Source organism: Streptomyces sp. NPDC058246, assembly GCF_042881985.1.
Classification (GTDB): Bacteria; Actinomycetota; Actinomycetes; order Streptomycetales; family Streptomycetaceae; genus Streptomyces.
The window spans coordinates 164,318-185,551 of the sequence record NZ_JBHVWZ010000012.1 but is presented as its reverse complement, the minus strand read 5'-3'; the positions used below and the strand labels follow the sequence as shown (position 1 = coordinate 185,551).

The window sequence follows — 21,234 nt, the reverse complement described above, 5'->3', positions numbered from 1 at the left end:
GCACGTGACCGTGGCCAGGAGGTGGGATGTGGGGATGTTGAATGCCCGGGATCGGCGTCCCGCGGGCGGCGCGCGCCGGACGACCACGGGTGGGTGCCGCGTACCCGGACCGCCGTGGCCGGGGCCACCGGAGTGCTATCGCGTGCGCTCCAGCAAGGCCACCGTCAGGCCGCCGGGACGTTCCGCACCGGTGGCGATGTAGTGCGCGCGCAGGGCCGCCGCCTGGTCCGGGGGCAGACCGTTCAGTGGATTCCTCGGATTCCCCTTCACCACCAGCCAGATCCGCTTCTCGCCCCGAAGGCACCGGTCCGGCTTCGGGCAGTCGGTCGACAGCAGGTCATCGCGGTGGGCGGCCGACTCGGCGAGGAAGACGTCGCGCATCCGCACCTCGCGAGGCAGGTAGTAGCGGACGCCCAGGGCGAACATCCCCGCTTCCTCGTTCCTGTCGTAGATGATCGCGTCGCCGGGGGCGTAGTGCCTCTCGATGGCCCGCGCGGCGCCCGCGTACTCGGGGCCGCCGGTCCGGTAGTGCCCGAGCGGCTGCCGTAGTAATTCCTGTTCGGGCAGCGTGAGCAGGGCGAGGACCGCGAGGGCCGGCACGAGTACCCGCCGGGACCGTACCGCGGCGGTGAGACCGGCCCCGGCCAGCACCGCGACCGCGGGCAGGGTGAACAGCATGTACCGGAAACAGAAGTACGAGACATTCCCGTGGGACAGCGACCAGATCGCCAGGGGAGGCGCCACGGCCGACACGGCGCAGAAGACGACGCCTTCGCGGCGCTCCCCGCACGCCACCACGGCCAGTAGCATCAACGCCCCCGCGCACAGGCCGGAGTGGAACATCTGCGGCCATACATCGGCGAGGCCCGTGACCGCCGGCTCGGGGATCCAGGAGCTCTGCCGAACGGTCTGCGCCCGTCCCAGCACCATCAGCGGACACAGCACGGCGACACCGGCCGACGCGGCCAGACAGGAGCCCCACAACACCCGGCGCTCGTGCCGGGCCCGCAGGGCCACCAGCACCAGATGCCCGATCAGGCAGGTCAACGCGATCAGGTGCAACAGCCCGACGGCCACCAGGCCCAGGGCGTAAGCCGTCCACCGCCGCCAACTGCCGGGCCGGTCCAGGGCCCGGAGCAGGAGGAGCACGGTCAGGACGACCGCCAGCATCACCAGGGCGTAGGGACGGGCCTCTTGGGCGAACCGGGTCACCCCCGGAATCAGGGCGAACGACACCCCGCCCGCCAGTCCGGCGCGCGAGCCGAACAGCCGCTGACCGATCAGCGCCACACAGGCGGCGGCGCCGGCCATCGCCAGCGCGGAGAGCAGACGCAGAGCCGGGGCCGAGTCCCCGAAGACCCTCATCCACCCGTGCAGGATCAGGTAGTACGTGCCCACCACCGCGTCCACCCGCTGCACCGTGGCCAGCACCTGGCCCGTCCCGCGGCCGGCCACGTCCCAGCTCGTCAACTCGTCGCGCCCGAGGAGCGGTTGGCCGATCCGGTAGGTGGCCAGGACCAGCGCGACCGTCGAAGGCCACAGCCACAGTCCGAGCGGGGTCGCCCGCCGGCCGGTCCGCGCTTCGTGGGCGGGGCCATCGCCGGTGTCCTGGACGGGAGGAGAGAGAAGTGCCATACCGACACCGATAGCGGCGCGTCGGTGCGGGCGTCGGCCGGACCCGCCCGGACCGGCCCGCTTTCCCCCATTCGGCCCAATCCCGGCCGTGAGGTGCCTGGCGGGACCGGAGTGAGCACCACGCCCGGTCCCGCCCGTCCGCACCCTTACGGCGAACGTCTTCCCCATTCACCGGGGCTCGGCCTGAGCTTCACCTGGGCTCAGCCAGAGCCTCACCGGCGCTCAGCCGGAGCACCCCTTTGGGCGGGCGCGGGGAACTGCGCGCCCAGCCAAGGACGGCCCGCAGCGCGGACCAGTACCTCACCGCGCCTTACGCGCGGCCCGCATCCACTCCTTGTTCATGCTGGTGATGGAGAACAGCGGAATGCCCTTCGGGCAGGCGGTCGCGCACTCCCCGGCGAGCGTGCACCCGCCGAACCCCTCCTCGTCCATCTGGGCCACCATGTCGAGCACCCGCGTCTCCCGCTCGGGAGCGCCCTGCGGCAGCACATTCAGATGGTTCACCTTCGCCGAGGCGAAGAGCATCGCGGCCCCGTTGGGGCAGGCCGCCACACACGCCCCGCAGCCGATGCACTCGGCGTGCTCGAAGGCGAAGTCGGCGTCCGGCTTGGGCACCGGCGCCGCGTGCGCCTCGGGCGCGGCGCCGGTCGGCGCGGTGATGTAGCCACCGGCCTGGATGATCCGGTCGAAGGCCGACCGGTCCACCACCAGGTCCTTCACGACCGGGAAGGCCGAGGCGCGCCACGGCTCGATGTCGATCGCGTCGCCGTCCTGGAAGGAACGCATGTGCAACTGGCAGGTGGTGGTGCGCTCGGGTCCGTGCGCGTCACCGTTGATGACGAGCGAGCAGGCACCGCAGATGCCCTCGCGGCAGTCGTGGTCGAAGGCGACCGGGTCCTCGCCCCTGAGGATGAGTTCCTCGTTGAGGGTGTCGAGCATCTCCAGGAAGGACATGTCGGCCGAGATGTCGTCCACCTCGTACGTGGACATCGCTCCGTCGGCGTCGGCGTTCTTCTGCCGCCAGACGCGCAGGGTGAGCTTCATGCGTAGCTCCGCTGGGTGGGGTGGACGTACTCGAAGACCAGGTCTTCCTTGTGCAGGACGGGCGCGGCGCCGGTGTCGGTGAACTCCCAGGCGGCGGCGTACGAGAACTCCTCGTCCTTGCGGGCCGCCTCGCCGTCCGGGGTCTGCGACTCCTCGCGGAAGTGCCCGCCGCAGGACTCGGACCGGTGCAGCGCGTCGAGGCACATGAGCTCGGCGAGCTCCAGGTAGTCGACGACGCGGTTGGCCTTCTCCAGGGACTGGTTGAACTCCTCGCCGGTGCCGGGCACCTTGATGCGCCGCCAGAACTCCTCGCGGATCTGCGGGATGCGCTCCAGCGCCTTGCGCAGTCCGGACTCCGTTCGGGCCATGCCGCAGAACTCCCACATGAGTTCGCCGACCTCGCGGTGGAAGGAGTCGGGCGTGCGGTCGCCGTCGACGGCGAGGAGCAGCCGCAGTCGGTCCTCGGTCTCGGCCAGCACCTCCTGGACGGCGGGGTGTTCGTCGGTGACCCGCTCGTGGTGCGGGTTGCGGGCGAGGTAGTCGTTGATGGTGGACGGCAGCACGAAGTAGCCGTCGGCGAGGCCCTGCATGAGCGCGGACGCGCCCAGCCGGTTCGCGCCGTGGTCGGAGAAGTTGGCCTCACCGATCGCGAACAGGCCGGGGACGGTCGTCTGGAGGTCGTAGTCGACCCACAGGCCGCCCATCGTGTAGTGCACGGCGGGGTAGATCCGCATCGGCACCGTGTACGGGTCCTCGGCGGTGATCCGGGCGTACATGTCGAAGAGGTTGCCGTACTTCTCCTCGACCTTCGCCCGGCCCATGCGCCGGACGGCGTCGGCGAAGTCCAGGTACACGCCCTGCCCGCCGGGGCCCACTCCCCTGCCCTCGTCGCAGACGTTCTTGGCGGCGCGGGAGGCGATGTCGCGGGGTACGAGGTTTCCGAAGGACGGATAGACGCGCTCCAGGTAGTAGTCGCGCTCGTCCTCGGGGATCTCGTTCGGCGGACGGTGGTCCCCCTTGGCCTTCGGCACCCAGATGCGGCCGTCGTTGCGCAGCGACTCACTCATCAGGGTGAGCTTGGACTGGTGGTCGCCGGTGCGCGGGATGCAGGTGGGGTGGATCTGGGTGAAGCAGGGGTTGGCGAAGTAGGCGCCACGCCGGTGCGCCCGCCAGATCGCGGTCGCGTTGGAGTTCATGGCGTTCGTCGAGAGGTAGAAGACGTTGCCGTATCCGCCGCTCGCGAGGACGACGGCGTCCGCGTAGTACGTATCGATCTTGCCCGTGATCAGATCGCGGGCCACGATCCCGCGCGCCCGCCCGTCCACCACGATCAGGTCGAGCATCTCGGTACGCGCGTGCATCTCGATATTGCCCGCGGCGATCTGCCGGGACAGCGCCTGGTACGCGCCGAGCAGCAGCTGCTGGCCCGTCTGGCCACGGGCGTAGAAGGTACGGGAGACCTGGACGCCGCCGAAGGAGCGGGTGTCGAGGAGGCCGCCGTACTCTCGGGCGAAGGGCACGCCCTGGGCCACGCACTGGTCGATGATCTCGACGGAGATCTGCGCCAGCCGGTGGACGTTGGACTCGCGCGCCCTGAAGTCGCCGCCTTTGACGGTGTCGTAGAAGAGCCGGTGGACGGAGTCGCCGTCGTTGCGGTAGTTCTTCGCCGCGTTGATACCGCCCTGGGCGGCGATGGAGTGGGCGCGGCGGGGCGAGTCCTGGTAGCAGAACTGGACGACGTGGTAGCCCTGTTCGGCGAGTGTGGCGCCGGCGGATCCGCCGGCCAGACCGGTGCCCACGACGATCACCGTGTGCTTGCGGCGGTTGGCGGGGTTGACCAGCTTGGCCTCGAAGCGGCGGGTGTCCCAGCGTTCGTGGACCGGACCCTGCGGGACCTTGCCGTCGACGACCGGCTCACCGGTCGCGTACTCGGTGTATGCGGTCATGTCAGCTCACCACTCCAGTCATGACTCCGACGGGTACGGAGACGAAGCCCGCCGTCAGCACCAGCGCGAGGACGTTGGCGACGGTCTTGAGGGCGCGGTCGCGGGTGCGGCTGCCGGCGCCCAGGGTTTGTGCGGCGCTCCAGAAGCCGTGCCGGATGTGCAGGCCGAGCGCGAGCATCGCGACGATGTAGATCACGTTGCCGTACCAGGTGGAGAAGGTGTCCACGACGTTCTGGTACGGGTGGCCCTCCTGGAAGCCGCCGGAGTGCACGGTGCCGGTCGTGAGGTCCAGGATGTGCCAGACGATGAACAGGCCGAGGATGATCCCGCCCCAGCGCATGGTGCGCGTCGCGTAGCTCGCCCGCGGCTTGCTGTGGACGTACTTGCTGGGGCGCGCCCTGATGTCGCGGCGGCTGAGCTGGTAGGCGGCGGTGGCGTGCGCGACGACGGCGACGACCAGGACCACGCGGATGATCCACAGCGCCCACTCGTAGTGCAGGAAGGGCTCGCCGAGGGTGCGCAGCCAGTGCGCGTAGTGATTGAACTCGCCCGTACCGAAGAAGATCTTCAGGTTGCCGAGCATATGGACGGCCAGGTACAGCAGCATGATCAGACCGCTCACGGCCATGACGGTCTTCTTGCCGACGGACGAGTCCCACACGGTGCGTGTCATGGACGGTTTTCGGTCCGTCCGCGTTGCCAGAGCCATGGAACAGCACGCTAGGGCCGAGGGACCCGATCGGTCCAAGACATGGTCCGGCTCGATTCCATAGGCTTGGGCTATCGTGGCTTGTGTGCAGTTCCAACAGCTCCAGTACTTCGTGGCGGTCGCCGAGACCCGGCACTTCACCCGGGCCGCCGATCTGGTCCATGTCGCGCAGCCCTCCCTCTCCCAGCAGATCAAGTCCCTGGAGCGGGAGTTGGGTGCGGATCTGTTCCTGCGGGCGCGCGGGAACATCACGCTCACCGACGCCGGGGAGGCGCTGCTGCCGCTGGCCCGGCGCATCCTCGCCGACGCGGACACCGCCCGGCACGAGGTGCAGGAGCTGGCCCAGCTGCGCAGCGGCCGGGTGCGTCTGGGCGCGACCCCGAGCCTGTGCACGGGCCTGCTCCCGGACGTGCTGCGCGCCTTCCACGACCGCTACCCGGGCATCCGGCTGCTGATCGAGGAAGGGGGCTCCCACGATCTCGTACGAGAACTCGCGCGCGGAGCGCTGGACCTCGCCCTGGTCGTCCTCCCGCTCCCGACGCCGTCCCCCGCGCTGACCACGGTGGAGCTGCTGCGCGAGGACCTCGTGGTGGTGTCGTCGCCGGAGGCCCCCGCCCCCGGCCGCGGACGGCGCACGGTCGGCGTCGCCGACCTGGAGGGCGAACGTCTGGTGATGTTCCGGCACGGCTACGACCTGCGCGAACTGACCGTCGCCGCGTGCCGCGCCGAGGGCTTCGAGCCGGACTTCGCCGTGGAGGGCGGGGAAATGGACGCGGTGCTCGGTTTTGTACGGGCGGGGCTCGGCGTGGCCGTCGTACCGCGCATGGTCGCGACGCGCTCCGGGCGGGGGCTACGGGTGACACCGCTGGCCCGTCCCGGCCTCCATCGGACGATCGCACTGGCCCACCGCAGCGATGTGGCTCCGCCACGGGCGGCCCGGGAGCTCCAGCGGATGCTGCTGGAGCGCTGAACGGCGGGGTCAGGACAGGAAGCGCCCAGGCGCCCGGCTCTCACAGCCGGGCGCCCCGTCGACCTGCTCTGCGCCGAGGAGCGGCGCATTGCTCTGTACCGAGGCGCGTCGCGGGCGTGCTGTGCCGAGGCGCGTCCCGGGCGTTGCGTTCTGTGCCGAGGCGCGTCGCGGGCGTGCTGCGGGCGGCGCGTCGCGGGCATGCTGCGGGCGGCGCCCCCGCGCCCCCGTCACCAGGTCGGAATGAAGCCGCCGTCGATGACGAGGTCGCTGCCGGTGATGTTGCGGGCGTGGTCGGCGGCGAGGAAGAGGACCAGTTCGGCGACCTCCCGCGGCTGGGAGAAACGACCGGTGACGGTCGCGCCGGCGGCCCCGGCCACCACCTCCTCGGGGGTGATCCCGGCGGCGGCCGATACGGTCTCGGCCACGCCACCGCCGCCGAGCCACAGCTCCGTCTCGACCGGGCCGGGGCTGACGGTGTTGACCCGGATGCCCTGGGGGCCGACCTCCTTCGACAGTGCCTTGGAGAAGGCGACCAGGGCGGCCTTGCTCGCGCTGTAGTCGATCACCAGCGGGTCGGGCAGGGTGGCGTTGACCGAGGCGATCGTCACCACCGAGCCGCGGCCCGCCTCGAGCATCACCGGCAGCGCGGCCCGGGTGACCCGGACGGCGGTCAGCAGGTTCAGGTCGACGGTGCGCCGCCAGTCCTCGTCGGTCACCGAGAGGAAGCCGCCCGTGCGGGCCGGGGCCGAGCCGACGTTGTTGACCAGCACGTCGATCCGCCCGTTCGCCGCCGCCACGAGCCGCTGGGCGGCCCCGGGTTCGGCGAGGTCGACGGGCACCCGGATGACGTTGCCCTGTTCGACCAGCGTGTCCAGGCCCGCCGTGGTGGTCCGGGATCCGGCGATCACCGTCGCCCCCGCGCCGGCCAGTACCTCGGTGACGGCCAGTCCGATGCCCTTGCTGGCGCCGGTCACGACCGCGGTCCTGCCCTGAAGTTCCGTGCTCATGCGTCTCGACTCCTCTGCTGGGACGCCCGCTTCGTCGGACGCCGATGGGATGTATGTCCCGTCAGGGGCGCGATGCGTCGCGGCCGTGGAGGTCCCGGTCGGCCGGCCACTGGAGGGCGTACCCGGCCACGGTCCGCCGGCCGTGCCCGACGACCAGGGAGTGCCCGTGGTCGGGCAACCGCTCGCGCTCGGTGACGGCCGGCGAGTCGCCGCGGAACTCGTACGCCGATCGGCTCACGACGTCGGGACGGTACGGAAGCCCGCGTGCAGCTGAGCCGGCGGCAGCGCCCGCACGCCCTTGATCCGGGCGGGACGATGGCCAAGGCCGCCCGGCCCAGGTCCGCGCCCGCCGGCAGCTTCGCCCGATCAGCCCGCCGAAGGAGTGCCCGATGGGCATCGGCGGCCGGTCGAGGGAGTGAATGATCCCGGCGCGGTGGTTCGTGACGTCGTCGATGCCGAGCCGACGACGGCACGCAGCCGGCCCCCAGTCGACCGAACTGGGGGGCCACCGTCGCGGCAAGGCCGACGCGATGCACCCGGCCCACTCGACATGCCCGACGTACGCGACGTACCCACGGTGTCGCGGGCCCTCGGTGTCGCGGGCCCGTACCAGTCGGCCGGCCCCGCGCACCGTGCGTCGCGCGCGTCGTCAGCCGGTCGCGTCCACCAGCGCCAGATCGTGCAGCCGCTCCGGTGGGCCGGGCCGAGCGTAGTACCAGCCCTGGGCCGTGTCACAGCCCAGTATCCGCAGCTGCTCGGCCTGGGCGCCGGTTTCCACGCCCTCGACCGTGACCGCGAGGTCGAGGCTGTGGGCGAGGGAGACGATCCCCTCGACGATCTTCAGGTCGACCGGGTCCGCGGGGAACTGCTGCATGCCCTGGGTGAAGGATCGGTCCAGCTTGAGGATGCTTACCGGCAGGCGGCGCAGGTTGGCGAGGTTGGAGTACCCCGTGCCGAAGTCGTCGAGGGCGATGTCGACGCCCATTTCGGCGAGCCGCCGCAGTGGCTTGAGCAGGTCGTCGTCGGCGCCGATCAGCGCGGACTCGGTGACTTCCAGGCACAGCGCCTCGGCGTCGAGTCCTTCGCGCTCGAGGATGTCGATCGTGTCCTGGACCAGACCGGGATGGGTCAACTGGCACGGCGACAGGTTGACGTTGATGCGCAACGGCCCCGCGTCGACGTGTCGTTCCTGCCACGCCCTGGCCTGGCGCACCGACTGCTCCAGGACCCAGCGGCCGAGCGGGACGATCAGTCCGGTGTGCTCGGCGAGCGGGATGAACTGGTCGGGTCCGAGGACGCCGTGCTGCGGGTGCAGCCAGCGCACCAGAGCCTCCGCCCCGCGCACACTGCCGTCGCCGAGGTGCACCAGCGGCTGGTACTCGATGAAGAACTCGCCCCGGTCCAGGGCCGCGGGCAGCGCGGTGGTCAGTCCGTGCCGGGTGATGGCGCGGGCGTCGGCCTCGGGGTCGGCGAGCTCGAAGCGGTTGCCGCCCGCGGACTTGGCCCGGTACATCGTGATGTCGGCGCTGCGCAGGACCTCGGCGGGCCCGCGCTCACCCGCCGGCCCCTCGACGATGCCGATACTGCCCCGCACGGTCAGTTCGCGGCCGTCGATGCTGATCGGGGTGACCAGCGCGTTCATGATGCGCCCGGCGAGCTCGTCGACCTCGCGCTCGGTGTCGGGTCCGGTGGTCAGGGCGACGAACTCGTCACCGCCGAGCCGGGCCACCATCTCGCCCGGGGCGGTCGCGCAGGACTGGAGCCGGTCGGCGACCTCGACGAGCAGCCGGTCACCGGCCGCGTGCCCGAGACTGTCGTTGATGGTCTTGAAGCCGTCGAGGTCGAGATAGCACAGCCCGAAGCGCTGGCCGTCGCCCGCGGACAGCGCCTTCTCCAGGCGCTCGAAGAACAGGGTGCGGTTGGGCAGTCCGGTGAGCGCGTCGTGCGTGGCCTCGTAGCGCAGCCGCAGATTGAGCAGCCGCCGCTCGGTGGTGTCCTCCATCAAGGCCAGCTGGTACTGGGGTTCGCCGTCCGGGTCGCGCAGCAGCGAGACCGTCAGGTTGGTCCACAGCGCGGTTCCGTCGGGACGGTAGAAGGCTTTTTCCACGTGGTAGTGCTCGCGCTCGCCGCGTACCAACTCCTCGTACAGGCGCCAGACTTGAGGAGCGTCGTCAGGGTGGGTCCACTCGGGGACCTTGCGGCCGCGCATCGACTGCTCGGAGCCACCGAACATGCGCAGCAGGGCTCCATTCACCTGCAGGATGTTGCCTTCGAGGTCGGCGATGCCGATCCCTATGGCCGCGCCCTCGAAGACCGCGCGGAAGCGGGCCTCGCTGGCGTGCAGCGCCTCGGCCACCGCGCTGCGCGCGTTCAACGCCGCCCGGTAGATGGCCTCTTGCTCGGCGAGCGTCCGCTCGCGCAGCGCCCGCGCGAACCCGGCTGCCATGGCGTGCTGCAACCGCGCCGACCGGGTCCGCAGCGCATCCTGGGGCCCGTCCTCGCCGCAGTAGAGCACCAGGTAGGCGTCCACGCAGTCGAGGGCGCGGCTGAGCGCCTCGGGGTCGGTGCAGTGCGCGGCGACGAGCGCGGCGCCGACCGCCTGGCCCTCCGTAGCGTCGAAGGTCCTGGCTCGCAGAGCGTCGCTCAACCGCCGTGCGAGCGGCAGCAGTTGCTGCTCGAATTCTGGCCGGGTCAGCGACGTCGAGGTGACAGGGAAGACGGCCCGGCCCCAGATCGTCGCGAACCGGCGCAGTCTGTCCTCCGGCCCGTCCGGCTCGGCGGTCACGCCGTGCGCCCCACGCCGGCGAACCCGGAGAAGGAATAGGGATCCTCGTCCTCGGGTGCCGTGTCGGGCCGCCAGTTCGGCATCGACACCAGTCCGGGTTCCACCATGTCGTACCCCTCGAAGAACCGCGCGATCTCCTCGCGCGAGCGCATGATCAGCGGGCTGCGGATGTTCTTGTAGACGTCGACCGTGCCCTCGGCCCGCTCCGCAGGGAGCGGAATTCCCTCGTACGAGGCATGCGTGACGACGAGCAGACTGCCCGGCGCCAGTGCGTCGCGCAGTTCCGCCACCGCACCGTACGGGTCGTCCGCGTCTTCCACGAAGTGCAGTATGGCAACGAGGAGGAGGGCGACCGGCCGGTTCAGGTCGATCAGGCGCTGAAGCTGCGGACTCGCCAGGATCTCCTGGGGCTTGAGGAGATCGGCGGCGACGACGTCCACCTTCTCGTTGTCCCGCAGCACGGCCTCGCTGTGCGCGACGGCCACCGGGTCGTGGTCCACGTAGACGACGTGCGCGCCGGGGCTGGCCGTCTGGGCGACCTCGTGGACGTTTCCGAAGGTCGGGATGCCGGAGCCGATGTCCAGGAACTGGTCGATTCCCTCGTCGGCCGCGAAACGCACGGCGCGGCGCATGAACGCCCGGTTCGCCTGCATGATCTTGGGAAGTCCCGGCATGAACTCCATCGCCTTGCGTGCCGCTTCCCGGTCGACCTCGAAGTTGTGCGAACCGCCCAGGTAGTAGTCATACATACGGGACACGCTCGGCACCGAGATGTCAATGTTCCGGGGGGCCCAGGCGGGACGCTCCATCTATCTCTCCAAGGCGTTGTCGACGGCGTAGACGATCCGGTGTTCGAGCTGAGGCTACTGATCGCCCGCCAAAGGAGCGAGCCAAAACGGAAATTGACCGTCCGTTCCCGGTCACTGCCTCCGGCAAGTGCCGAATTGGCGCCCCGCGAGCGCCACCCGAACGCGCCTCTCACCGCCCCTGCGAAATCGCTCCGAAGCATTCCAAAAGGCTCCGCAGAGTTACGAAGAGTGGCCACGCTGTCGGAGAGTCGCCGAGGTCATTCCGAACGGACGCGCCCCGGTCCGCCTCGGGCCCGGACCCGGCCCGGGTGCGCCCCTCGGCCCCGGACCGCCCGGCCCCTCGCCTCGTCCCGTCCCGGGAATCCGTGACCCGCCCCCCCCGGTCCCGGCACCCTGACCCGCCCGTCCCGGCACCGGGACACGCCCGTCCCGTCCTGTCCCGGCACCGGGACACGCCCGTCCCGTCCTGTCCCGGCACCGTGATCCGCCCGTCCCGTCCCGGCACCGTGATCCGCCCATCGCGTCCGGGTACGCCAAGTGGTCCGCCCCCTCCGTGCGGTGCGGAGGGGGCGGACCCGGGGTCGCGCGCGTCGCTGTGTTCGTCCGGCACACTTGCCTGTCTGTGTCCACTCCCTTCCGCGTTCCGTTGCCTATGGGGTGAGGCGATCAACCCTGGGGAGGTGATCCACTACTCCGACGCGCCGACCGGCTTTCCGTCGGGTGCGACGGCGTACCACGTGCCGCCGACGCCCTGACCGTTGGTGTCCCCGGGAGCCGTGTCACCGGAGAAGGTGTAGATCGGCCAGCAGTTGACCGTCATCTGCTTGACGCCGTCCGGGCGGGTGAAGCCCATCAGGCCCTTCTTCTTGACGCCCTTGGTGTCGTTCGCGGAGACCGGCGCGACGGCGGGCCACTTCTCGAGGCAGGCGCCGGTGCAGGCCGACTTCGAGACGGGCCAGGCCTGGTCCTTCATGAAGCGGTAGACGGTCATGCCGTTCTTGTCGACGACGATGTCACCGAGCTTCGCGTCCTTGCGGACCGACAGACCCGGCAGGTCGGCCAGCGTCGCCTTCTTTCCGTTCGGCGCGGACGCGAACCACGTACCGCCCACGCCCTGGCCGTTGGCGTCCCCGGCCTTGGTGTCCTTCGCGTACCGGTACATCGGCCAGCCGGCGACGGTCAGCTGCTTCGTGCCGTCCGAACGGGTGACCTCACCGAGAAGCGCCTTGTCCACACCGGTGGCGGCCTCGGCACCCTCGGCGGGCACCGGCGGCCAGGCCTTCGCGCAGTCGCCGTCACAGCTGGACTTGGGCGGTTCGGCGGTGTCCTTGTCGAAGCGGTAGAGGGTGAGTCCGGCACTGTCGGTCAGCACCTTGCCAAGCTTCGCGCTCTCCGTGACGGAGAGCTGACCTGCGGCTTCCGCCTGGGCCGCGGCACTCTGCTGGGTCCCGGAATCGGCGCCGTAGCCGTTGCCCGCGGTCGTGCTCGTTCCATAGTCACCCGCGGCCGCGGTGGCACCCACGTTCTGGCTCCCCGTCGACTGGGTGCCCTGTTCCTGACCGCACGCCGTCGTGAGCGCCAGCACGGCCGCAGCTGTCGCCACGAGTGAGGCGCTCCGCCAGGAGGTCTTCATTGGTAACTCCCGCTGTTCGCGTTGGTGTTGCAGCGCCCTGCGGCACCGCGCATGGCCCTAGGTACGGGTGGGGACGGCGGGAGTGTTCAACCGGCTCACAAATTTCTTTCCGAATCCTGTGACGCGCACCGCGCGGCTAGCACGTGCGTGCGCCCTCGGCGACGTGTCTCGCACGCTCCGTCAAACCGCCGGGAGGCGCACGTCCTCCCTTCGGGGGCAATCCCCCGGCACTCCGGCGTACGCAGGCGTCACGGGGCAGATGATCTCCGTCGTGCATGGACCCAAGCGGACCCGATCCGCCCTCGTCATACGGGTGTTGGCAGTGCTGACGCTCACCTGGATTCTCGGCGGTGCGCCGAGCGGAACGGCCGCGGCCGATGCGTGCGCGTACGCCTCCACCGGCCCGGACGGCGACGGGAGTGCGGCGGTGGCCGTCGCCGGGAGCGGCGTGGCGGCCGTCGCTGGAAGCGGCGCTGTGGCGGTGGCCGGGAACACCAACTGGTGCCCGACGCCCACCCCGACACCACCCTGCCCTACGCCCACCCCGACCCCGACGCCGACGCCCACCCCGACACCCGCCCCCACCCGCGCTCACTCGCCGAAGCCCGAACCGCCGCCTCCCCCGCCGCCGCCTCCTCCCGCGCCGACACCACGACCCGTGGCGCCGCGGCCCGCCCCCACGCCGACGCCGAGTGCGCGCCCCCGGCCCCCCGAGCCCAAGCCCCCGAAGCGCCCCAAGCTGTCGCCGTCCCCGGTGAGTTACCCGGCGTACCACACCCCGCCGCGCAAGCACCCGCCGCGCAGTGGCCCGTCGCTGGTCTCGCTCACCCTGCTCATCACCGCGCCCGCGGTGCTCGCCGTCGCGGCGCTGCGCCCGCGCTGACCCTTGGAGGCATCCTTGTCGGATTGGCTTGTTCTCGCCCTCGCGATGGCGGCCGCGTGCGTCGTCGTCCTCATCGTGGCCCTCGTACGCCATCGCACGGCCCGGGAGGACGACGATCCGTCCGAGACCCCGGACGTGATCGAGTACATGACGATGATGATCGGCGTCGTGTACGCCATCGTTCTCGGCCTGGCCATCGCCGGTGTCTGGGAGGCCCGCGGCGGCGCCCAGGACCATGTGCAGGCGGAGGCCCAGGCGCTGCACGAGATTTCGGAGCGGGTCCGCGTCTACCCGCCCGACGTGCGCGACCGCATCCGGGGCGACGTCAACGCGTATGTCAGCCACGTCGTCACCACCGAGTGGAAGACCATGGCGGACAAAGGCCATGTGACCGCCGAGGGCGGCCGGCTCCTGGACCGTGTCCGCGAGGACGTCACCGACTACCAGCCGAAGTCGGACTTCGAGGCTCAGGCGTACCAGCCGCTGGTCGACCAGGTGACGGCGGCGGACGCCGCGCGCAACGCCCGCTCCGACTCGACGGGGGCGACCATGCCGGGCGTGGTGTGGTTCGGGCTGATCACCGGCGCCGTGGTCACCATCGGGATGGTCTTCGCGCTGCAGATCCGGCGCACCCCCCGCGAACTGATCCTCGCCGGGCTCTTCTCCGCCCTGATCGCCTTCCTGCTCTTCCTGATCTGGGACTTCGACGCGCCCTACAGCCGGGGCATCACGGCGTCGGCGGAACCGTTCACCTCGCTGTTCCCGCACCTTCCCGGGTGACGGAATCCTCAGGAGTCGTCCGACGGCCGGGGGACGGGCGCCACGCCGCGCCCGTCACCCGGCCGCACGCACACCGTCCCCCGTACGGCCCCCACGATTGCCCCGTTCGCGCGACTGCGATCGCGCCCACGCGCACCCTTTCCTAGCGTTCCGTTCATCGAGGTGCATTTCCGGCGCGAGCGGAAGAAGTCCGCGGCACGGCTCCTCGGGGACCTGGAGGCGCACCATGCGCGCGATACCCATGGCTTCGGCCGTACTGCCGGCCGTGGCCGTCCTGACGTTCGCCGCGCCCGCCGCCGTCGCAGACAACGGAGGCGGGAACGGACACGCGAACGGCAACGGAAATGGGACCAGCACCGGCACCGGCAATCACAACGTCACGCCGTTCGGCTACAGCGTCGAGCCGTCGGCCATCTCCGCGGGCGGTCAGATCTCACTGCTGCTGAAGCGGGACGGGGGCTGCAAGAGCCGCGCCACGGTCTCCTCGGGGGTCTTCGAGACCGTCACCATCTCGCCGGGCCAGTCCTCGGCCAGGGCCACGGTCGACTGGGACGCCAAAGCGGGTGCGGTGTACGAGGTGACGTTCGTGTGCGACGGCGTGCGGGGCCACACCGAGCTCACCATCGCCCCCGGCCGCTCCGACGACGGCCGGACGCCCCCCGACCTGACGCCCGCCGCGGTTCCGGTCGAACGGGGCGTCAGGGCGGGTGTCGGCGGCAGCGTCGGCGGCTTCGACCTCAAGGAGATCGGCCTGGGCGCCGCGCTCATCGGCGGCTCCGTCGGCACGGCGTGGCACTTGTCGCGCCGACGCGGCGCGGACGACGACTCCTGAGGCGGTGGCGCGATGCTTCTTACGCGACGGCACAGCCCTCCGCCCCGGACCCCTTCGGAAGGATCCAGGGCGAAGAGCTGTCACGTGCGGAGTCCTGAAGGGGGACGCCGGTCCCGAAGGGGAGGACCGGTCCGTCGACGGCGAGGCCGTCAGATCCTCTTCTCGGACCTGCGGCGCATCCAGTACACCCCGCCGCCGATGACGGCCGCGGCCACCAGACCGCTGCCGATCGCCATGTCGGTGGGCGTGGCGCCGGTCGAGCTGCCGCCGCCGAACCCGGCGTGGGCACCACCGATGACGGTGAAGGCGGACGGACGGGTCAGCCGGCTCGCGCCCACGCAGTCGACCCTGATGTCGTACGTGCCGGGGTGCGCGTCAGGGGCGACGGTCACCGTTCCGCTCGCCCTGTCGTTGTCGCCCGGGACCCGCGAGAGGGTGGCACGCCGGAATCCGGGCGAGGTCATGGTGCCGCCGTTCCGGCAGTCGTCGACCGTCACCGTCAGCCGGCCGCCGGCGGCGATGATGCTGGGTACGGCGACGATGTTCCTGGAAGGCCCCCAGCGTTCGTTGCCCCGGCCGTTTTCGCGTTCGTTGCCGGGCCCGAACCCGTTGTTGTTGCCGAACCCGTTGTTGCCCGGCCCGCCTCCACGTTCGTTGCCCGGCCCGAAGCCATTGTTGTTGCCGAACCCGTTGTTGCCCGGCCCGCCTCCACGTTCGTTGCCCGGCCCGAACCCGTTGTTGTTGCCGAACCCGTTGTTACCCGGCCCGAAGCCGTTGTTGTTGCCCAAGCCGCCCCAGTTGTTGCCCGGAACAATAACGCTGGTGTTGCCCAGGCCACCCACGTTGTTGTTCTGATTGCCCGTGCCGCCCATACCGTCCGCGACGGCCGCGGGGGCGGCGGGCCCGAAGACGGCGGCCACCGCAACCGCGGCCGCCAGGGCACGTGAGTTTCGCATGTGATCCTCCGCGGAAGACGCCCCGGGAACCGTCCCCGGTGGATCGGCGAGAAAACGCCTCCCAATCAGACCCTCAGATGCCGTGCACAGAGCCGCATTTCGAGAATGGTCCGTCCTGGTGAGAGGACACGCCGAGAGAATTCCATACAATCGGATATTGCCGCAGGTCACGGACCGTCAGAAAATTCCTGCCTGCGGCAACTCGGATGGCGCACGGCCGAGGTGCTCCACCACCCGTTCGCCCGCCCCCCGTCGCCCTCCGAGCAAGCTGCACTTAGCGTTCTCATACGCGCGACGGAGGCGGCGACGGCCGCGTCGAGAGGGGATGGCGAATGTCTGCGTCCGAGCTGGCCGAAGAGGAGGAGCGGCGGAGGAAGCGAGCCCCGTGGGGCGTGATAGCGCTTGTTCTGCTGACCGGTCTCGCACTCATTCGGAATGGTTCCGGTGAGTTCGACGTGGGCCCTCCGCAGCCCGCTTCCGCGGCGGCCGCGGACAGCCGCACCCCCGTCGGCACCTTCTCGAGCGGGCTGGCCCCGCTGCCGTACTCCCAGGTCGACCGGGTGCGGATCCCGGCGATCCGGGTCGACGCGCCGGTCATTCCGGTGGGCCTGGACAATGACGGATGGGTCGGCGCGCCGCCGCCGGACGACCCGAATCTCGCGGGCTGGTTCACCGGCGCGGTCTCGCCCGGCGAAAAGGGCACGGCCGTGATCGTGGGCCATGTGGACAACATGCAGGGCCCCGCCGTCTTCTATGGACTCGGGGCGCTCAAGAAGGGAAACCGGGTAGAGGTCCGGCGCAAGGACGGAAAGATCGCCGTGTTCGACGTGTACGGCATCGACGTCTTCGCGAAGAGCAATTTCCCCGGCGACCGTGTGTACAGCAGCAAGGGAACCGCCGAATTGCGCATCATCACCTGCGGGGGCGGTTTCTCCAAGCAGCACGGATACGACGGAAACGTCGTCGTTTTCGCCCGCCTGGTCGAGGTTCGCTGAGCGTTCCACGACCGGGCGGGCGAAAGCCCGTGGTCCGCGTCAGGTGAACTTCCGGCGCGGCACGTGGAAGTGATAGCCGGAATCCAGCAGGTGCGGCAGATAGCGGCGCAGCGCGCGGACGCTCTGTGAGCGGTCACCGCCCGCGTCGTGCGAGAGGACGACGACCCCCGGGGCGGCGCCGCTCTCCACCCGGTCGACGATCGTGTCGGTGCCCGGGGTGGTCCAGTCGAGCGAGTCGACGGTCCAGGCCAGCGGCTCCATGCCGAATTCCGCGCCGACCCGGAAGACCGCCCGGTTCCAGGCCCCGTACGGCGCGCGGAACCAGACGGGCGGCTCGCCGTAGGCGTCGTCGATGACCTCACAGGTGCGCTCGATCTCGGAGCGGATCTCGGAGCGCGAGAGCTGGGTCAGCAGGGGGTGTGTCCAGGTGTGGTTGCCGACGACGTGCCCGTCGTCGGCCATCTCGCTCAGCAGGTCCTGGTTGTCGGCGGCCATCTCCCCGCACACGAAGAACATCGCGCGCACGTCGTACTTGCGCAGCGTGCGCAGGATGTCCGGGGTGTAGCGCGGGTCGGGGCCGTCGTCGAAGGTCAGCACCATGTTCCGGCCGCGCGCGGACATGCGCAGGAACGGCTCGTGCCGGACGGCGGTCCGGGCGGGTCTGCTGCGCGTGGGGGCGAATCCGGCCATCGGCTGGAGGCGGTAGGCGGAGGGCTTGAGGGCGCTGCGCACCTCCGGGCCCGAGACCGCAGGGGCTTTCCGCACCGGCTCGGTGGCCGGTTCGTCCGTCAGGACGCGCGCCGTGCCCGCCGCCCCGGCCGCGCCCAGGACGGCGGCGCCGGCGATCAACGCCCGGCGCCTGGTGAGCAGCTGATCCTTTTTCATGACTCATCAGTCACCCCGGGGAGGGGCGGCGCGGCTGAGCAACACCGGTGTGGACCCACGAAAGCACCCGCTCGGACCATTTCAGCGGCGGCGCACCAGCGGGAAGGGCAATGTCTCACGGATGGTCAGCCCGGTGAGGAACATGATCAGCCGGTCGACACCGATGCCGAGGCCTCCGGTGGGCGGCATCGCGTACTCCAGCGCGTCGAGGAAGTCCTCGTCCAGCTCCATCGCCTCCGGGTCTCCCCCGGCGGCGCGCAGCGACTGCGCGGTCAGCCGACGGCGCTGTTCGACCGGGTCGGTCAACTCCGAGTAGGCGGTGCCCAGTTCGGTGCCGAAGGCGACGAGGTCCCAGCGCTCGGCGAGGCGCGGGTCGGCGCGGTGCTGGCGGGTGAGCGGGGAGACATCGGTCGGGAAGTCCTTGTAGAAGGTGGGCAGCCGGGTCTTCTCCTCGACCAGCCGTTCGTACATCTCCAGTACGACGTCACCGCGTCCGTCGTCCGCCCTGTACGGCACGCCCGCCCGGTCGCACAGTCGCAGCAGGGTCTCCTGGGGTGTGCCGGCCCCGATCTCCTCCCCCAGGGCCTCCGAGAGGGCGCCGTACACCGTCTTGACGGGCCAGGGCCCGGAGATGTCGTACTCGGTGCCGTCCTTGCGGGCGACGGGCCTTCCGAAGGCGGCGGTCGCGGCGCCCTGGATCAGCTCGCGGGTGAGGTCGAGCATCACGTCGTAGTCCGCGAAGGCCTGATAGGCCTCCAGCATCGTGAACTCGGGGTTGTGCTTGTAGGAGACGCCCTCGTTGCGGAAGGTGCGGCCCATCTCGAAGACCTTCTCCAGGCCGCCGACGCACAGCCGCTTCAGATACAGCTCGGGTGCGATGCGCAGATAGAGGTTCAGGTCGTAGGCGTTGATGTGGGTGGTGAACGGGCGGGCGTTGGCGCCGCCGTGGATCTGCTGGAGCATCGGGGTCTCGACCTCCAGATAGCCGCGGTCCAGCAGTCCCTGGCGCAGGGCCTGGACGGCCGTGGAGCGGGCCCGCACGACCTCGCGGGCGGCCGGGCTGGAGACCAGGTCGAGATAGCGGCGGCGGACCTTGGCCTCGGGGTCGGCGAGGCCCCGGTGTTTGTCGGGCAGCGGGCGCAGGCACTTGCCGATGAGCTGCCAGGAGCTGACGAAGACGGTCGGTTCCCCCTGGTGGCTGGTGCCCGCGCGGCCGGTCGCCGTGACGTGGTCGCCGATGTCGATGTCCTTGCGGAACCGGTCGAGTGCGGGCCCGGAGTCCTCGCGGGTGAGGGCGAGTTGGAGGTCGCCGGACCAGTCGCGCAGCACGGCGAAGACGAGGCCGCCGAAGTCGCGGACGAGGATGATCCGCCCGGCGACGGTCACCCGGTCGCCCGCGCGGACCTCGGCGAGGGCGTGGGTGCGCGGGGGCAGGCCCACCGGGTAGGGGTCGGTGCCCTCGGCGCGGAGCCGCTCCAGTGTGCGGTGCCGGATGCGGACCTGGTCGGGCAGTCCGGCGGTGGGATCGCCGCCCCCGGCCTCGTCCCCTGCGTCGAGGCCGAGAGACGACAGCGACGGCAGGCCCGTGGTGGTGGCGGGTTCCGGTCCGCCCTTGGTCTTCCCCTTGCCCCAGAGCTTGCGCAGCGAGGGTACGGAGACGAAGCCCTCGGCGATGCCGGAGGCCAGGCCGATGCGGGCGAGGGAGCCGGTCTCGCCGTAGCAGATGAAGCGGGGATACCACTCGGGGTGGTATTTGGCGTTGGAGCGGTACAGCGCTTCCAGTTGCCACCACCGGGAGAAGAACAGGAGCAGTCGGCGCCAGAGCCGGAGCACCGGTCCCGCGCCGATGCGCGCGCCTTCTTCGAAGACCGAGCGGAACACCGCGAAGTTGAGCGAGATGCGCCGCACGCCGACCGTGCCCGCGACCGCGCACAGCTCCGCGACCATGAACTCCATGACCCCGTTGGGGGCGGTGCGGTCACGGCGCATCAGGTCGAGCGAGATGCCGTCCCGGCCCCAGGGGACGAAGGAGAGCAGCGCGAGGAGCTTGCCGTCGGATCCGATCGCCTCGACGAGGAGGCAGTCGCCGTCCGCGGGGTCACCTAGGCGGTCGAGGGCCATCGAGAAGCCGCGCTCGGTCTCGGTGTCGCGCCAGGCGTCGGCCCTGTCGACGATCTCCTCCATCTCCTCGTCGGTGAGGGTGGAGTGACGGCGTACCCGGCAGGTGGCGCCGGTGCGCCGGACGCGGTGGACGGCCTGGCGGGTCACGCGCATGTCGCGGCCGTCCAGGTCGAAGTCGGCGACGTGCAGGATGGCCTCGTCGCCGAGTTGGAGCGCCCCGAGCCCGGAGCGCGCGAACGCCTTCGCGCCGTCCTCCGAGGCGCCCATCACGGCTGGTGCCCAGGCGTAGCGGCGGGCCGCGTCCAGCCAGGCGCCGATGGCGTGCGGCCACGCCTCGCGGTCGCCGACGGGGTCACCGCTGGCCAGGCAGACACCGGCCTCGACGCGGTAGGTGACGGCGGCCTTGCCGCTGGGCGAGAAGACGACGGCCTTGTCGCGGCGGGTGGCGAAGTAGCCGAGGGAGTCGTCGGCGCCGTACGCGTGCAGCAGGGCGCGGATGCGGGCCTCCTCGTCGCCGTGCAGGGCCGCCTCCATGCGCTGGGAGCGGAAGAGCGTGGCGGCGGCGTTGAGCAGGGCGAGGGCGCCGAAGAGGCCGAGGAGGAAGGACAGGGCTCGCGGGGGACTCCCCTCGAAGGAGCGCCCGGAGACCAGGCCGCCGCAGACCCGGTTGGCCGCCCACAGCAGCTGCCGGCCCTCCGGCAGGGTGCCGGGAAACAGCACGACCAGGCCCCAGCCGATCAGGATGGCCACGCCGAGCCCGGCGAGCAGTACGGCGAGGGCCCGCCAGACGGCGCCGCGCCGGTGGGCGGCGTAGAACTCCTTGCGGGCCACGATCAGCAGCACCAGCGCGAGCCCGCAGACGACGAGCGACGGAAGCGCCTGGGCGTAGACGCCCTGGGCGATGTCGGGGATGTCGTCGAGGACGAGGATTCCGAGGTAGACGACGACCAGCCACCAGGCGACCTTCTTGCGGGCGGCGGTCGCGCCGGCGAGCAGGAAGAGGAAGACGGCGTACGCCAGGTTGGCGCTGACCGGGACGGTCAGCAGGTCGAGGAAGTTCACGACGGGGCGCAGCAGGACCCGGAGGGGCTCGATGAAGGCCAGCAGGGCGCAGAGGAGGCCGAGGGCGCCGAAGAAGGCCCCGAAGCCTTCGGGCACCTTGCTGAGGAAGCCGCTCCGGGACGGTGGTATCGGGCCTGTGGCGTCCTTCGGTGGGCGGGCCTCCACGGTGGCACTCATGGTTT

At 71.0% G+C, this 21,234-nt stretch carries 16 protein-coding genes and 1 pseudogene; 5 read left to right on the top strand and 12 right to left on the bottom strand.

What is annotated here, in order from left to right:
- Positions 1 to 135: 135 nt before the first annotated feature.
- The 4 genes from ACFVXA_RS19930 to ACFVXA_RS19915 all read right to left on the bottom strand — a co-directional run bounded on the left by ACFVXA_RS19930 (position 136) and on the right by ACFVXA_RS19915 (position 5,298).
- A complete protein-coding gene (locus ACFVXA_RS19930) occupies positions 136 to 1,635 on the bottom strand; it encodes a glycosyltransferase family 39 protein (protein ID WP_389515428.1) in 1,500 nt (499 codons plus the stop codon).
- Positions 1,636 to 1,935: 300 nt separating this feature from the next.
- Positions 1,936 to 2,679, bottom strand: a complete 744-nt coding sequence (locus ACFVXA_RS19925) for a succinate dehydrogenase/fumarate reductase iron-sulfur subunit (protein WP_390025839.1) — start codon at positions 2,677 to 2,679, stop codon at positions 1,936 to 1,938.
- Positions 2,676 to 4,625 carry a fumarate reductase/succinate dehydrogenase flavoprotein subunit gene (locus ACFVXA_RS19920; protein ID WP_390025837.1) on the bottom strand — a complete coding sequence of 650 codons (1,950 nt, stop codon included), beginning with the start codon at positions 4,623 to 4,625 and terminating at the stop codon, positions 2,676 to 2,678. The genes ACFVXA_RS19925 and ACFVXA_RS19920 overlap by 4 nt, the downstream gene beginning before the upstream one ends.
- A 1-nt stretch (position 4,626) precedes the next feature.
- Positions 4,627 to 5,298 (bottom strand): succinate dehydrogenase, encoded by a 672-nt coding sequence (locus ACFVXA_RS19915; RefSeq protein WP_362023082.1) that lies wholly within the window; start codon positions 5,296 to 5,298, stop codon positions 4,627 to 4,629.
- A 121-nt stretch (positions 5,299 to 5,419) separates the two neighbouring features.
- On the opposite strand from ACFVXA_RS19915, the gene ACFVXA_RS19910 reads away from it, so the two are divergent.
- Positions 5,420 to 6,304, top strand: coding sequence for a LysR family transcriptional regulator (locus ACFVXA_RS19910; protein ID WP_390025835.1), 885 nt, complete (start codon positions 5,420 to 5,422; stop codon positions 6,302 to 6,304).
- Between the two features lie 227 nt (positions 6,305 to 6,531).
- Here ACFVXA_RS19910 and ACFVXA_RS19905 read toward each other — a convergent pair whose 3' ends face one another.
- The 5 genes from ACFVXA_RS19905 to ACFVXA_RS19885 form a co-directional block, all read right to left on the bottom strand.
- A complete protein-coding gene (locus ACFVXA_RS19905; RefSeq protein ID WP_383740509.1) occupies positions 6,532 to 7,311 on the bottom strand; it encodes an SDR family NAD(P)-dependent oxidoreductase in 780 nt (259 codons plus the stop codon).
- A gap of 61 nt (positions 7,312 to 7,372) precedes the next feature.
- A complete protein-coding gene (locus ACFVXA_RS19900; RefSeq protein ID WP_390025833.1) occupies positions 7,373 to 7,549 on the bottom strand; it encodes a hypothetical protein in 177 nt (58 codons plus the stop codon).
- A 411-nt stretch (positions 7,550 to 7,960) separates the two neighbouring features.
- Positions 7,961 to 10,096 (bottom strand): putative bifunctional diguanylate cyclase/phosphodiesterase, encoded by a 2,136-nt coding sequence (locus ACFVXA_RS19895; RefSeq protein WP_389748833.1) that lies wholly within the window; start codon positions 10,094 to 10,096, stop codon positions 7,961 to 7,963.
- Complete coding sequence (locus ACFVXA_RS19890) at positions 10,093 to 10,905, bottom strand: SAM-dependent methyltransferase (RefSeq protein WP_389466813.1); 813 nt, start codon at positions 10,903 to 10,905, stop codon at positions 10,093 to 10,095. Before ACFVXA_RS19890 ends, ACFVXA_RS19895 begins: the two co-directional genes overlap by 4 nt.
- 688 nt (positions 10,906 to 11,593) lie before the next feature.
- Entirely contained in the window at positions 11,594 to 12,538 is a 945-nt protein-coding gene (locus ACFVXA_RS19885) for an SCO0930 family lipoprotein (RefSeq protein WP_383740518.1), read from the bottom strand.
- 754 nt (positions 12,539 to 13,292) lie between these two features.
- On the opposite strand from ACFVXA_RS19885, the gene ACFVXA_RS19880 reads away from it, so the two are divergent.
- The 3 genes from ACFVXA_RS19880 (at position 13,293) to ACFVXA_RS19870 (ending at position 15,033) form a co-directional block, all read left to right on the top strand.
- Positions 13,293 to 13,421 (top strand): hypothetical protein, encoded by a 129-nt coding sequence (locus tag ACFVXA_RS19880; protein WP_384018556.1) that lies wholly within the window; start codon positions 13,293 to 13,295, stop codon positions 13,419 to 13,421.
- A 15-nt stretch (positions 13,422 to 13,436) separates the two neighbouring features.
- Complete coding sequence (locus tag ACFVXA_RS19875) at positions 13,437 to 14,201, top strand: hypothetical protein (protein ID WP_389934773.1); 765 nt, start codon at positions 13,437 to 13,439, stop codon at positions 14,199 to 14,201.
- Between the two features lie 226 nt (positions 14,202 to 14,427).
- Positions 14,428 to 15,033 carry a hypothetical protein gene (locus ACFVXA_RS19870; protein ID WP_390025831.1) on the top strand — a complete coding sequence of 202 codons (606 nt, stop codon included), beginning with the start codon at positions 14,428 to 14,430 and terminating at the stop codon, positions 15,031 to 15,033.
- 149 nt (positions 15,034 to 15,182) lie between these two features.
- On the opposite strand, the pseudogene ACFVXA_RS19865 reads toward ACFVXA_RS19870, so the two are convergent.
- Positions 15,183 to 15,587: pseudogene (locus ACFVXA_RS19865) on the bottom strand (hypothetical protein); the annotation flags it as partial.
- Between the two features lie 734 nt (positions 15,588 to 16,321).
- Between ACFVXA_RS19865 and ACFVXA_RS19860 the strand changes: the two are divergent.
- On the top strand, positions 16,322 to 16,984 hold the full coding sequence (locus tag ACFVXA_RS19860) for a class F sortase (RefSeq protein WP_362023110.1): 663 nt from the start codon (positions 16,322 to 16,324) through the stop codon (positions 16,982 to 16,984).
- 39 nt (positions 16,985 to 17,023) lie between these two features.
- Here ACFVXA_RS19860 and ACFVXA_RS19855 read toward each other — a convergent pair whose 3' ends face one another.
- Together ACFVXA_RS19855 and lysX are read right to left on the bottom strand one after the other, a co-directional pair.
- Positions 17,024 to 17,869: a polysaccharide deacetylase family protein gene (locus ACFVXA_RS19855; RefSeq protein WP_383740527.1), complete on the bottom strand. Its 846-nt coding sequence runs from the start codon at positions 17,867 to 17,869 to the stop codon at positions 17,024 to 17,026.
- Between the two features lie 81 nt (positions 17,870 to 17,950).
- A complete protein-coding gene (gene lysX / locus ACFVXA_RS19850) occupies positions 17,951 to 21,229 on the bottom strand; it encodes a bifunctional lysylphosphatidylglycerol synthetase/lysine--tRNA ligase LysX (protein ID WP_384399006.1) in 3,279 nt (1,092 codons plus the stop codon).
- Positions 21,230 to 21,234 lie beyond the last annotated feature (5 nt).